Source organism: Pseudomonas sp. P4_C3 (genome assembly GCF_056402075.1).
This window is the reverse complement of the sequence record NZ_JBFUIC010000127.1, coordinates 1-13,460: the sequence shown is the minus strand read 5'-3', so window position 1 is coordinate 13,460 and position 13,460 is coordinate 1. Positions and strand designations below refer to the sequence as shown.

Below are 13,460 nucleotides of genomic sequence, written 5' to 3'. Positions count from 1 at the left end.
CCGTAAACGCCTTCCCAGCTCTTGCCCGGACTGACCTGCGGTGCGAGCTTGCGCTTGCCGAAAGCACGACCAGAGAAGTAGGCGCCAACATCGGCCCCCCAGACCAACACCATCACCGCCATGATCAGCCAGTTACCCAGCGGGTATTGCTTGATCTGCACCAGACCTTGCCAGGCCGGCAGGAGAATCAACAGGCCGATCACCAACCTGGTCGCCGCATTGGACCAATGCTCGCTCGAATGCGGATAGGTCAGCACCAGATACGTCGCCACCGCCCACCACAACACCGAAGCACCCAATACCCAAGGCGCGAGGCCGGGCAGGATGTACATGAGGAACAGCGCAAAAGCGACCAAGGCGGCATAGCCGACGCGGAACGCCTGAGCGGCGAAACCCGCCAGGCGCGCCCACTCCCAGGCACCCAGGGTCACGACCAGCCCGATGAACAGTGCAAAACCGAAACCTTCAAGCAGGAAAAACCCGCACAGGGCAATCGGCAGCAGGATCAGCGCGGTGATGATTCGTTGTTTAAGCATTAAACCCGGGCTCCAGCCTCGACCTGCTCGCTCGTTTTACCGAAGCGGCGCTGGCGGGAAGCGAAATCGGCCAGCGCATTGCGCATGGCATCGTGTTTGAAGTCCGGCCAGAACAGGTCGGAAAAATACAACTCGGCATAGGCCAGTTGCCAGAGCAGGAAGTTGCTGATGCGGCGCTCGCCACCGGTACGGATACACAGGTCCGGCAACGGCAGGTCGCCCGTGACCAGGCAGGTCTGCAGCAGACCAGGTGTGATGTCTTCCGGACGCAAGTGCCCGGCCTGAACTTCTCGTGCCAGTCGTTGCGCAGCTTGCGCAATATCCCACTGACCGCCGTAATTGGCGGCGATCTGCAGGATAAAACGATTGGCGCCAACCGTCATGGCCTCGGCTTCACGCATGGCAGCCTGCAGCTCCGGATGAAAACGCGAGCGGTCACCAATGATGCGCAGGCTGATGTTGTTGTCGTTGAGGCGCTTGGCCTCACGACGCAGCGCCCTGAAGAACAGATCCATCAAGGCGCTGACCTCATCGGCCGGACGCTGCCAGTTCTCGCTGGAAAAGGCGAACAGGGTCAACACTTCGACCTTGGCCTCGGCRCAAACCTCAATGACCGCACGCACCGCATCCACACCCGCTTTATGCCCGGCGACACCCGGCATAAAGCGCTTTTTCGCCCAGCGATTGTTACCATCCATGATAATCGCGACATGGCGCGGCACCGCGGACGGTGCAGTCTGCTTGGTCTTTTCCATGAAAACGCGACCCTTATACGGCCATCAGGTCTTTTTCTTTCTCTGCCAGCTTCGCGTCGATTTCGGCCACGAACTTCTTGGTCAGATCGTCAATCTCGCCAGTGGCGCGACGCTCTTCGTCTTCGCTGATTTCTTTTTCCTTGACCAGATCTTTCAGCGAACTGTTGGCATCACGACGGATGTTACGCACCGCTACACGGGCATCCTCAGCAACGTCGCGAGCCTGCTTGGTGAAGCCACGACGGGTTTCTTCAGTCAGCGCCGGCATGCTGATCAGCAGCAACTCGCCAAGGTTGGTCGGGTTCAGGTTCAGACCAGCACTGCCGATCGCCTTGTCGACAGCACCCAGCATGTTGCGCTCGAAGGCGACGACTTGCAGGGTACGGGCGTCCTTGACGGAGATGTTGGCCACTTGCTTGATCGGGGTGTCGGCGCCGTAGTACGGCACCATCACGCCTTCCAGGATGCTCGGGTGCGCCTGGCCGGTACGAATACGACCGAAGTTGTGCGCCAGCGATTCCACGGACTTCTGCATGCGCTCTTTAGCGTCTTTCTTGATTTCGTTGATCATTGTTCGCCTTCCTCGATCAGGGTTCCTTCAGCGCCGCCATGCACGATGTTCAGCAGGGCGCCGGGCTTGTTCATGTTAAATACGCGTAGCGGCATCTTGTGGTCGCGGCACAGGCAAATGGCCGTCAGATCCATCACACCCAGCTTGCGATCCAGTACTTCATCGTAGGTCAGATGATCGAACTTCTCGGCATGCGGGTCTTTGAACGGGTCAGCGGTGTAGACGCCATCGACCTTGGTCGCCTTGAGCACGACATCGGCATCGATTTCGATTGCACGCAGGCAGGCAGCCGAATCCGTCGTAAAGAACGGGTTACCCGTACCGGCCGCGAAAATCACCACGTCCTTGGAGTTCAAGTGGCGCATGGCCTTGCGGCGATCGTAGTGATCGGTCACGCCTACCATGGAAATGGCCGACATCACGATGGCCGAGATATTGGCACGTTCCAGCGCGTCGCGCATTGCCAGGGCGTTCATCACAGTGGCCAGCATGCCCATGTGGTCGCCGGTAACCCGATCCATGCCCGCCGCGCTGAGCGCCGCGCCGCGGAACAGGTTGCCACCACCGATGACCAGACCGACCTGAACACCGATGCCGACCAGTTGGCCAACTTCCAATGCCATGCGATCCAGAACTTTCGGGTCGATCCCGAACTCTTCCGAGCCCATCAGGGCCTCGCCGCTAAGCTTGAGTAGAATGCGTTTATAGCGAGCCTGATAACCACTGCCCTGCTGAGCCATTGCGAATCTCTCCTGCGGCGTATTTTAAAAATTCTTTGCGAGCTGTTTACAGCTGGCGCTCAATCTAGCTTGGCGCTGCTTCAGCGCCATCGGAACATGGCTTTGTAAGCCAGTTCCAAAAGGAAACCAAATAAAAATTGGTGCCCCATCTGAAAAGAGGCTGCGCGCGTAAGCGGGCAGCCTCTTCTGGGCGACAGTTAAAAAACCGTCTTATTGCTTGGCGGCAGCCAGCTGGGCAGCAACTTCTTCTGCGAAGTTGTCCACTGGCTTCTCGATGCCTTCGCCTACCTTGAAGTAAGTGAAGGAAACGATTTCAGCGCCGGCTTTCTTGGCCAGGGCACCCACGGTGACTTCCGGGTTCATGACGAAAGCTTGCTCGACCAGGCTGGCTTCAGCCAGGAACTTGGTGATACGACCAGCAATCATCTTCTCGACGATTTCAGCTGGCTTGCCTTTCATCTTGTCTTCGTTCAGGGTCAGGAAAACGCCCTTCTCGCGCTCGATGGCCTCTGGCGAAACCTGCGATGGCAGCAGGAACTCAGGGTTGCTTGCCGCCACGTGCATGGCGATCTCTTTGGCCAGCTGAACATCGCCGCCCTTGAGAACAACAGCAACACCGATCTTGTTACCGTGCAGGTAGGTGCCGACTACGTCACCCTCTACGCGTACCAGGCGACGAATGTTGACGTTTTCGCCAACTTTGGCCACCAGGGCTTCACGGGCCGATTCCTGAGCGGCGATCAGCGGAGCTGCGTCGGTCAGTTTTTCGTCGAAGGCTTTTTCTACGCTGGCAGCAACGAAGTTCTTGAAGTCGTCTTGCAGGGCCAGGAAGTCGGTCTGCGAGTTCACTTCCAGCAGCACGGCTACCTTGTCGTCAGCCTTGATGGCGATAGCGCCTTCAGCGGCAACGTTGCCGGCTTTCTTGGCAGCCTTGATGGCGCCCGAAGCACGCATGTCATCAATGGCTTTCTCGATGTCGCCGCCAGCCTTGGTCAAGGCCTTTTTGCAATCCATCATGCCTTCGCCGGTACGCTCGCGCAGTTCTTTGACCAACGCTGCAGTAATCTCTGCCATTTCAAAATCCTCTTGGATAGGTTTTCAACCATTCCACCCGATCGAACGGGCGATCAATTCTTCCCGAACCACCCTTGTTAGCTGCCGCACGTTACAGATAGAGCAGTGGGCGCCGACAAATGGTTTTCGAGGTGGCAAAAAGGGGGCCAAGCCCCCTTTTTGCTTACTGAGTCAACGCCAAGGCGTCAATTACTCAGCTGCAGCCTGAGTTTCTTCAGCTGCGAACTCAACGGTGCCGCCGGCAACATTGTTGCGACCGCGGATGACAGCGTCAGCCATCGAACCCATGTACAGCTGGATAGCGCGGATTGCGTCATCGTTGCCTGGGATGATGTAGTCAACGCCTTCCGGGCTGCTGTTGGTATCGACTACGCCGATAACCGGGATGCCCAGTTTGTTGGCTTCGGTGATCGCGATGCGCTCGTGATCAACGTCGATAACGAACAGAGCGTCTGGCAGACCGCCCATGTCCTTGATACCACCCAGGGAACGATCCAGCTTTTCCAGGTCACGGGAGCGCATCAGCGCTTCTTTCTTGGTCAGCTTGGCGAAAGTACCGTCTTCGGCTTGAACTTCAAGGTCACGCAGACGCTTGATGGAAGCACGGATGGTTTTGAAGTTGGTCAGCATGCCGCCCAACCAGCGGTGATCGACGTACGGCGAACCGCAACGTGCCGCTTCTTCAGCAACGATCTTGCCAGCGGAACGCTTGGTGCCGACGAACAGAATCTTGTTTTTGCCCTGGGCCAGACGCTCTACGAAAGTCAGAGCTTCGTTGAACATTGGCAGGGTTTTTTCAAGGTTGATGATGTGGATCTTGTTACGCGCGCCGAAAATGTACTTGCCCATTTTCGGGTTCCAGTAACGGGTCTGGTGACCGAAGTGCACACCGGCCTTCAGCATATCGCGCATGTTGACTTGGGACATGATAGTTCCTTAATAAGTCGGGTTTGGCCTCCACGTATCCCAATGACCAACCAGCAGCATCAGCTGAAGGCACCCAGGTCATCGTGTCGACACGTGTGTGGATTTAGGCTTTTCGGGACATCCCCGGAAAGCGGCGCATTTTATATCACAAGGCAGGGCAAAACGGAACCCGGATTCTGAAATCCTGGCGGACGCTTTGCTCCATCCCTTGGAATCCGCCAAGAATGCACCATTCTATAGAGAGAAGCGATGCACACAGGCGCAGATTTGCGCTGATCGTCTGGTAGAATCGCATTTTTCAGGGCTGCGAAGATCAATCGCGCAACGCCCTTTCCGTTTAGAAAGCGCCGCCTGGCGCAGAGAGAGCCTGTATGACCGTCACCCTCAAAACCCCCGAGGATATCGCCAAAATGCGTATCGCCGGCAAACTGGCCGCCGATGTGCTGGAAATGATTGCCGAACATGTCAAGCCGGGTGTTACCACCGATCAGTTGAACCAGATCTGCCACGACTACATCGTCAATGAGCAGAAAGCCATCCCTGCCCCGCTCAACTACAAGGGCTATCCGAAGTCGATCTGCACGTCGATCAACCACGTTGTCTGCCACGGCATCCCGAACGACAAGCCGCTGAAAGATGGCGACACCCTGAACATCGACGTCACCGTCATCAAGGACGGTTACCACGGCGACACCAGCCGCATGTTCCACGTCGGCACCGTGCCGGTCTGGGCCGAGCGCCTGTCCCAGGTCACCCAGGAATGCATGTACAAGGCGATTGAAATCGTCAAACCCGGCTGCCGCCTGGGCGACATCGGCGAAATCATCCAGAAGCACGCTGAAAAGAACGGTTTCTCGGTGGTTCGCGAATTCTGCGGCCACGGTATCGGCAAGGTGTTCCACGAAGAACCGCAGATCCTGCATTACGGCCGCGCTGGCACCGGCATGGAACTCAAGGCCGGCATGACCTTCACCATCGAGCCGATGATCAACCAGGGCCGTGCCGACACCAAGGTACTGGGCGACGGCTGGACCGCGATCACCAAGGACCGCAAGCTCTCGGCACAGTGGGAACATACCCTCCTGGTGACCGAAACCGGTTACGAGATCTTCACCCTGCGCAGCGATGACACCATCCCTCGCGTTTCGGCCTGATCCCGCCACCGAACCTCGCCTATAGAAAGGAAAGCCAATCGATGCCGCAGGTGGATCCCGAACTCTTCGACCGTGGCCAGTTCCAGGCGGAACTGGCCCTGAAGGCAAGCCCGATCGCGGCTTTCAAGAAGGCGATCCGCCAGGCCCGCGAAGTGCTCGACACGCGCTTTCGCGATGGCCGGGACATTCGCCGGCTGATCGAGGATCGCGCCTGGTTCGTCGATAACATCCTGCAAAAGGCCTGGGAGCAGTTCAGCTGGAGCGAGGACGCCGACATCGCGCTGGTCGCGGTCGGCGGCTACGGCCGTGGTGAATTGCACCCTTACTCCGATATCGATTTGCTGATCCTGCTGGACAGCGCCGACCACGAAGTTTTCCGCGATTCCATCGAGCGTTTTCTGACGCTGCTGTGGGACATCGGCCTGGAGGTCGGTCAGAGCGTTCGCTCGGTCGACGAATGCGCCGTCGAGGCCCGCGCCGACCTGACGGTCGTCACCAACCTGATGGAAAGCCGCACCATCGCCGGCCCCGAGCATCTGCGCCAGCGCATGCTGGACGTCACCAGCACCGGGCACATGTGGCCGAGCAAGGACTTCTTCCTGGCCAAGCGTGCCGAACAAAAGGCCCGCCACCACAAGTACAACGACACCGAATACAACCTGGAACCCAACGTCAAAGGCTCACCCGGCGGCCTGCGGGATATCCAGACGATTCTGTGGGTGGCCCGTCGCGAGTACGGCACCCTGAACCTGCGGGCACTGGCTGGCGAAGGATTCCTGGTCGAGAGTGAAAACGCCCTGCTCGCCTCCTCCCAGGAGTTCCTGTGGAAGGTTCGCTATGCCCTGCACATGCTCGCCGGCCGTTCCGAAGACCGCCTGCTGTTCGATCACCAGCGCACCATTGCCGGGCTGCTGGGCTTCAAAGGCGACGACGCCAAGCAAGCCATCGAAAACTTCATGCAGCAGTATTACCGGGTGGTCATGAGCATCGCCCAGCTCAGCGACCTGATCATCCAGCACTTCGAGGAAGTCATCCTCGCACCGGAAGACGAAGCCCCACCGCAGCCGATCAACTCGCGCTTCCAGTTGCATGACGGTTATATCGAGGCACGCAATAACAACGTCTTCCGCCGCACGCCGTTCGCGATGCTCGAAATCTTCGTGCTGATGGCCCAGCAGCCGGAAATCAAGGGCGTGCGCGCCGATACCATTCGTCTGCTGCGGGAACACCGCCACCTGATCGACGACGACTTCCGCAATGATATTCGCAACACCAGCCTGTTTATCGAATTGTTCAAATGCAAGATCGGTATCCACCGCAACCTGCGGCGGATGAACCGGTACGGCATCCTGGGGCGCTATCTGCCCGAATTCGGTTTTATCGTCGGGCAGATGCAGCATGACCTGTTCCACATCTATACGGTCGACGCGCACACCCTGAACCTGATCAAACACCTGCGTAAGTTGCAGTACACCCAGGTGTCGGAAAAATTCCCGCTGGCCAGCAAGCTCATGGGCAAGCTGCCCAAACCCGAGCTGATTTACATGGCCGGCCTGTACCATGACATAGGCAAAGGCCGGCATGGCGACCACTCGGACATCGGCGCGGTCGATGCCGAGGCGTTTTGCCAGCGCCATCAGCTGCCAGTGTGGGACAGCCGCCTGATCGTGTGGCTGGTGCAAAACCACCTGGTGATGTCGACCACCGCCCAGCGCAAAGATTTGTCCGACCCGCAGGTGATCCACGATTTCGCCCAGATCGTCGGCGACGAAACCCGCCTCGACTACCTCTATGTGCTGACCGTCTCCGACATCAACGCGACCAACCCGACCCTGTGGAATTCCTGGCGCGCCAGCCTGCTGCGCCAGCTCTACACCGAGACCAAGCGCGCCCTGCGTCGCGGCCTGGAAAACCCGGTGGATCGCGAAGAGCAGATCCGCCAGACCCAGAGCGCCGCTCTGGATATCCTGGTGCGCGGCGGCACCGACCCGGACGATGTCGAGCAACTGTGGGCGCAGTTGGGCGATGACTATTTCCTGCGTCACACCGCCGGCGACGTCGCCTGGCACAGCGACGCGATCCTCCAGCAACCGGCCGACGGCGGGCCACTGGTACTGATCAAGGAAACCACCCAGCGCGAGTTCGAAGGCGGTACGCAGATCTTCATCTATGCCCCGGACCAGCACGACTTCTTTGCCGTGACCGTGGCGGCGATGGACCAGCTCAACCTTAACATTCACGACGCCCGGGTCATCACCTCCAGCAGCCAGTTCACCCTCGACACCTATATCGTGCTCGACACCGACGGCGACTCGATTGGCGACAATCCGGCGCGGGTTAAACAGATCCGCGAGGGCCTGACCGAAGCCCTGCGCAACCCGGACGACTACCCGACCATCATCCAGCGCCGGGTGCCGCGCCAGCTCAAGCATTTCGCCTTTGCACCGCAGGTGACGATCCACAACGACGCCCAGCGCCCAGTGACGGTGCTGGAACTCACGGCGCCCGACCGCCCGGGCCTGCTGGCGCGGATTGGCACGATCTTCCTGGAGTTCGATCTGTCGCTGCAGAACGCCAAGATCGCCACCCTCGGCGAGCGCGTGGAAGACGTGTTCTTCATCACCGACGCCAACAATCAGCCGTTGTCCGACCCGCTGCTGTGCAGCCGCCTGCAGGATGCGATCGTCGAACAACTGAGCGTCAACCAGGAACCTGATATCAAACTGTCGCGAATCAGCATCTGAACCAACAACGCGAGCCTGCCCTTTGTAGGAGCTGGCTTGCCAGCGATGGACTAAAGAGCGCCGCGCTTACCCAGTAAGCACGCGTTATCGTTGACGACCTTCGCTGGCAAGCCAGCTCCTACAGGAAACAGGGCTTGCCCGTTCCCACACCGAACGAGATACATTGATGAACAACGCCCTGTCCCAGCTCCAGCCCTACCCGTTCGAGAAACTCCGCGCCCTGCTTGGCAGCGTGACGCCGAACCCGGACAAGCGTCCGATCGCGCTGTCCATCGGCGAGCCGAAACACCGTTCGCCAAGCTTTGTCGCCGAGGCCCTGGCCAGCAATCTGGAAAAAATGGCTGTGTACCCGACCACACTCGGTATCCCGGAGCTGCGTGAAGCCATTGCGGCATGGTGCGAGCGTCGCTTCGACGTCCCCAAGGGCTGGATCGACCCCGCTCGCAACGTGTTGCCGGTCAACGGCACTCGCGAAGCGCTGTTCGCCTTCACCCAGACCGTGGTCAACCGTGGCGATGACGCGCTGGTGGTCAGCCCGAACCCGTTCTATCAGATCTACGAAGGCGCGGCGTTCCTCGCCGGGGCCAAGCCGCATTACCTGCCGTGCCTGGACGAAAACGGCTTCAACCCGGATTTCGACGCCGTGTCGCCAGAGATCTGGAAACGCTGCCAAATCCTGTTCCTGTGCTCGCCAGGCAACCCGACCGGTGCTTTGATTCCGGTGCAAACCCTGAAAAAGCTGATCGCCCTGGCCGACGAATATGACTTCGTGATTGCCGCCGATGAGTGCTACAGCGAGCTGTACTTCGACGAACAAACCCCGCCGCCTGGCCTGCTCAGCGCTTGCGCAGAACTGGGTCGCAAGGACTTCAAGCGTTGCGTGGTGTTCCACAGCCTGTCCAAGCGTTCGAACCTGCCGGGACTGCGTTCAGGCTTTGTTGCCGGTGACGCCGACATCCTCAAGGGCTTCCTGCTCTATCGCACCTACCACGGCTGCGCGATGCCGGTTCAAACACAACTGGCCAGTGTTGCCGCGTGGAATGACGAGGTGCATGTGCGCGCCAACCGTGCGCTGTATCGCGAGAAATTCGATGCGGTTCTGGAAATCCTCAGCCCGGTCATGGACGTACAGCGCCCGGATGGCAGCTTCTACCTGTGGCCGAATGTAGCCGGTGACGACGCCGCCTTCTGCCGCGACCTGTTCGAGCAGGAACACGTGACCGTGGTGCCGGGTTCTTACCTGTCGCGGGATGTGGATGGCGTCAACCCGGGTGCCGGGCGTGTGCGCATGGCACTGGTGGCGCCGCTTGCCGAGTGTGTCGAAGCTGCCGAGCGGATTCGCGCGTTCATCCAGCGCCGCAAATAACCGCGCCGCCGCTCAGGGCCAGGTGTTGTTTCACCTGGCCGAGTTTGGCCTCACTCAAATCCAGTTCCCCCAACACCTCACGCAACACGTCATCGCCAATCTGGTGATGACGACTGAGGCTGTACAATTCCAGGCGCTGCGCCCGCAACGCCTTCAAACGCAGGCGCCGCGCACTTCATTACGCCGTTTGTCGTCCGGACTGGCTTCAGCGCCACGCAACACAGGTTTTGTGCCACAGCCGCCGCGAAACCGTTCGGCCATGGCATAATCCGTCACCTTTCAAATCCAGCACCTGTAAAGGGGGCGATTCCTTGGCCGTTTCAAGCAAAACGTTGCACCTTTTCGGCATCAAAGCCTGTGACACCATGAAAAAGGCGCGCACCTGGCTCGATGAACACGCTGTCAGCTATGACTTTCATGATTACAAAGCGGTCGGTATCGACCGTGAACACCTGACCCAATGGTGCAACGAGCACGGCTGGGAAGTGGTGTTGAACCGTGCAGGCACGACCTTTCGCAAGCTCGACGACGAACGCAAAGCCGATCTCGACCAGACGAAAGCCATCGAACTGATGCTCGCACAGCCCTCGATGATCAAGCGCCCGGTGCTCGATCTCGGTGACCGAACCCTGATTGGCTTCAAGCCAGACATCTACGCGGCCGCGCTCAAGTAAGCAGCCCGTTCAATTTTGTTAGAGGTATACACATGTCCACTACCCTGTTCAGCCTGGCCTTCGGCGTCGGCACTCAAAACCGTCAAGGCGCATGGCTGGAAGTGTTCTACGCCGCCCCGGTACTCAAGCCATCGGCTGAAGTCCTCGCCGCCATCACACCGATCCTGGGTTACACCGAAGGCAATCAGGCCATTGCGTTCAGCACCGCCCAGGCCTCGCAACTGGCTGAAGCACTGAAAAGCGTCGATGCTGCCCAGGCCGCCCTGCTGACCCGCCTGGCCGAGAGTCACAAGCCGCTGGTTGCCACCTTGCTGGCTGAAGACGCCCAGCTGTCGTCCACCCCGGAGGCCTACCTCAAGCTGCACCTGCTGAGCCATCGCCTGGTCAAGCCACACGGCCTGAACCTGGCCGGCATCTTCCCGCTGCTGCCGAACGTGGCCTGGACCAGCCAGGGCGCGGTCGATCTGAGCGAACTGGCTGAACTGCAACTCGAAGCCCGCCTGCGCGGCGAGCTGCTGGAAGTATTCTCGGTGGACAAGTTCCCGAAAATGACCGACTACGTGGTTCCGGCCGGCGTGCGTATCGCCGACGCTGCGCGTCTGCGCCTGGGTGCCTACGTTGGCGAAGGCACCACCGTGATGCACGAAGGCTTCATCAACTTCAACGCCGGCACCGAAGGCCCGGGCATGATCGAAGGCCGCGTTTCCGCTGGCGTATTCGTCGGCAAGGGTTCGGACCTGGGCGGCGGCTGCTCGACCATGGGCACCCTGTCGGGCGGCGGCAACATCGTGATCAAGGTCGGCGAAGGCTGCCTGATCGGCGCCAACGCCGGTATCGGTATCCCGTTGGGCGACCGCAATACCGTCGAGTCGGGCCTGTACGTGACCGCCGGCACCAAAGTCGCGCTGCTGGACGAAAACAATCAACTGGTCAAAGTGGTCAAGGCCCGTGAACTGGCCGGCCAGACCGACCTGCTGTTCCGTCGCAATTCGGAAACCGGTGCCGTGGAATGCAAAACCCACAAATCGGCCATCGAACTGAACGAAGCGCTGCACGCTCACAACTAAGCAGCACACGTCCACCTGTAGGAGCGAGCCTGCTCGCGAAAAACGTAAGGGCAACGCGGTTATTCAGACAATGCGCGTTATCGTTCACGTCCATCGCGAGCAGGCTCGCTCCTACAGGGGTCTGGCGTACGCCCGCCCATGTTCACCAGGGCCGAACAACATGATGATTCTCTCTCCCTGGCGTGCCGATTTTCCGGCCATCGCCGCCCTGCAACGGCAAGGCCAGACCTATCTGGACAACGCCGCCACCACGCAAAAACCTCAAGCCCTGCTGGATGCCCTGGCGCATTACTACGCCAACGGCGCGGCCAACGTGCATCGGGCGCAGCATTTGCCCGGCGCCCACGCCACCCAGGCTTTCGAAGACAGCCGCCGCAAAGCCGCGCAATGGCTCAATACTGGCGATTGCGGTCAGATCATCTTTACCCACGGCTCGACGTCCGCGCTGAATCTCCTGGCCTACGGCCTGGAACATCTTTTCAATCCGGGCGACGAGATTGTCATCAGCGCCCTGGAGCATCACGCCAACCTGCTGCCGTGGCAGCAACTGGCGCACCGTCGCGACCTGAAACTGGTGATCCTGCCGCTGGATGCCGACGGCGTGATCGACCTTGAAGCCGCGACCGGCTTGATCGGCTCGCGCACACGTCTGCTGGCCGTCAGTCAACTGTCCAACGTGATTGGCGCGTGGCAGCCACTGCCTCAATTGCTGGCACTGGCCAAGGCGCACAACGCCCTGACCGTGATCGACGGTGCCCAAGGCGTGGTCCATGGCCGCCACGACGTGCAAGCGCTGGGCTGCGATTTTTATGTGTTCTCCAGCCACAAGCTCTACGGCCCCGATGGCCTGGGCGTGTTGTTCGGGCGCAATACAGCGTTGCAACAGCTGCGTCCCTGGCAGTTCGGCGGCGAAATGGTGCTGGATGCCAATTATCACGACGCACGCTTTCGCCCGGCACCGCTGGGTTTCGAGGCCGGGACGCCGCCGATTGCCAGTGTGATCGGCCTGGGAGCAACCCTGGATTACCTCGCAGGGCTTGATCAGGACGCCGTATCCGTCCATGAAGCGGCGCTGCATGCCTGTCTGCTCAAGGGCCTTGAAGCGCGCAACGGCATTCGCCTGCTGGGCAAGCCGCAAGTGGCACTGGCCAGTTTTACCGTCGAGGGCGTACATAATTCCGATCTCGCGCATTTGCTGACCGAACAAGGGATCGCAGTGCGTGCCGGCCATCACTGCGCCATGCCGCTGCTTAAACGCTTTGAACTGGCCGGGGCGATTCGGGTGTCGTTGGCGCTGTACAACGATTCCGAAGACCTGGAGCGGTTCTTTGAAGCCTTGGATCAGGCGCTGGAGCTATTGCGATGAACCTGCCTGCCGATGCCGTGACGGCACTCGAAACCTTTCAGAAAGCGGCCGGCTGGGAACAACGCGCGCGCCTGCTGATGCAATGGGGCGAGCGTCTGCCGGCCTTGAGTGATGCGCAGATGTGTGATGCCAACCGGGTGCACGGCTGTGAAAGCCAGGTGTGGCTGGTGGGCGAATTGCGCGATGGTCATTGGCTGTTCTGCGCCAACAGCGATGCGCGGCTGATTCGCGGGTTGGTGGCGTTGCTGCTGGCGCGGGTCAACGGGTTGTCGGCGGCTGAGTTGCAGCAGGTGGATTTGCCGGACTGGTTCAATCAGTTGGGGTTGGGGCGGCAGTTGTCCGAATCGCGCAGTAATGGCTTGAATGCGGTGCTTCAGCGGATGCGGGAGTTAGCTCAATAAAGGGGCTGCTTCGCAGCCCATCGCGAGCAAGCTCGCTCCTACAGGATCACCGAAATCCCTGTGGGAGCGAGCTTGCTCGCGATGG

The 13,460-nt window shown here is 59.9% G+C and carries 13 protein-coding genes and 1 pseudogene; 7 read left to right on the top strand and 7 right to left on the bottom strand.

The genetic code is table 11. The features are described 5' to 3' along the window. From AC1DVH_RS19040 to rpsB, 6 genes are all read right to left on the bottom strand, one after another. The coding region (locus AC1DVH_RS19040) for a phosphatidate cytidylyltransferase (RefSeq protein ID WP_477755111.1) at positions 1 to 536 on the bottom strand (536 nt) is incomplete at its 3' end. Then, on the bottom strand, positions 536 to 1,291 hold the full coding sequence (gene uppS, locus AC1DVH_RS19035; RefSeq protein ID WP_477755110.1) for a polyprenyl diphosphate synthase: 756 nt from the start codon (positions 1,289 to 1,291) through the stop codon (positions 536 to 538). The genes AC1DVH_RS19040 and uppS, both read right to left, overlap by 1 nt. Before the next feature lie 13 nt (positions 1,292 to 1,304). Then, entirely contained in the window at positions 1,305 to 1,862 is a 558-nt protein-coding gene (frr, locus tag AC1DVH_RS19030; protein WP_477755109.1) for a ribosome recycling factor, read from the bottom strand. After that, positions 1,859 to 2,602, bottom strand: a complete 744-nt coding sequence (gene pyrH, locus AC1DVH_RS19025; protein WP_108216656.1) for a UMP kinase — start codon at positions 2,600 to 2,602, stop codon at positions 1,859 to 1,861. Before pyrH ends, frr begins: the two co-directional genes overlap by 4 nt. Positions 2,603 to 2,812: 210 nt before the next feature. Further along, a complete protein-coding gene (gene tsf, locus AC1DVH_RS19020) occupies positions 2,813 to 3,676 on the bottom strand; it encodes a translation elongation factor Ts (RefSeq protein WP_477755108.1) in 864 nt (287 codons plus the stop codon). 189 nt (positions 3,677 to 3,865) lie between these two features. Beyond that, positions 3,866 to 4,603: a 30S ribosomal protein S2 gene (gene rpsB / locus AC1DVH_RS19015; protein WP_003222119.1), complete on the bottom strand. Its 738-nt coding sequence runs from the start codon at positions 4,601 to 4,603 to the stop codon at positions 3,866 to 3,868. A gap of 371 nt (positions 4,604 to 4,974) precedes the next feature. Between rpsB and map the strand changes: the two genes are divergently transcribed. The 3 genes from map (at position 4,975) to dapC (ending at position 9,867) form a co-directional block, all read left to right on the top strand. Continuing rightward, entirely contained in the window at positions 4,975 to 5,757 is a 783-nt protein-coding gene (map, locus tag AC1DVH_RS19010) for a type I methionyl aminopeptidase (protein ID WP_015093761.1), read from the top strand. A gap of 41 nt (positions 5,758 to 5,798) precedes the next feature. Beyond that, complete coding sequence (locus AC1DVH_RS19005; protein ID WP_477755107.1) at positions 5,799 to 8,501, top strand: [protein-PII] uridylyltransferase; 2,703 nt, start codon at positions 5,799 to 5,801, stop codon at positions 8,499 to 8,501. A 166-nt stretch (positions 8,502 to 8,667) separates the two neighbouring features. Continuing rightward, positions 8,668 to 9,867: a succinyldiaminopimelate transaminase gene (gene dapC / locus AC1DVH_RS19000; RefSeq protein WP_477755106.1), complete on the top strand. Its 1,200-nt coding sequence runs from the start codon at positions 8,668 to 8,670 to the stop codon at positions 9,865 to 9,867. Here the strand turns inward: dapC and AC1DVH_RS18995 are convergent. Then, positions 9,848 to 10,036 (bottom strand): annotated as a pseudogene (locus tag AC1DVH_RS18995) (hypothetical protein); the annotation flags it as partial. The gene dapC and the pseudogene AC1DVH_RS18995 overlap by 20 nt on opposite strands. Before the next feature lie 142 nt (positions 10,037 to 10,178). Between AC1DVH_RS18995 and AC1DVH_RS18990 the strand changes: the two are divergent. The 4 genes from AC1DVH_RS18990 to AC1DVH_RS18975 all read left to right on the top strand — a co-directional run bounded on the left by AC1DVH_RS18990 (position 10,179) and on the right by AC1DVH_RS18975 (position 13,375). Beyond that, positions 10,179 to 10,541 (top strand): ArsC family reductase, encoded by a 363-nt coding sequence (locus tag AC1DVH_RS18990; protein ID WP_477755105.1) that lies wholly within the window; start codon positions 10,179 to 10,181, stop codon positions 10,539 to 10,541. Positions 10,542 to 10,573: 32 nt separating this feature from the next. Continuing rightward, a complete protein-coding gene (gene dapD, locus AC1DVH_RS18985) occupies positions 10,574 to 11,608 on the top strand; it encodes a 2,3,4,5-tetrahydropyridine-2,6-dicarboxylate N-succinyltransferase (protein WP_477755104.1) in 1,035 nt (344 codons plus the stop codon). A gap of 160 nt (positions 11,609 to 11,768) precedes the next feature. After that, positions 11,769 to 12,974, top strand: coding sequence for an aminotransferase class V-fold PLP-dependent enzyme (locus AC1DVH_RS18980; RefSeq protein ID WP_477755103.1), 1,206 nt, complete (start codon positions 11,769 to 11,771; stop codon positions 12,972 to 12,974). Further along, positions 12,971 to 13,375, top strand: coding sequence for a SufE family protein (locus AC1DVH_RS18975; protein ID WP_477755102.1), 405 nt, complete (start codon positions 12,971 to 12,973; stop codon positions 13,373 to 13,375). The genes AC1DVH_RS18980 and AC1DVH_RS18975 overlap by 4 nt, the downstream gene beginning before the upstream one ends. The last annotated feature ends 85 nt before the right edge of the window (positions 13,376 to 13,460 follow it).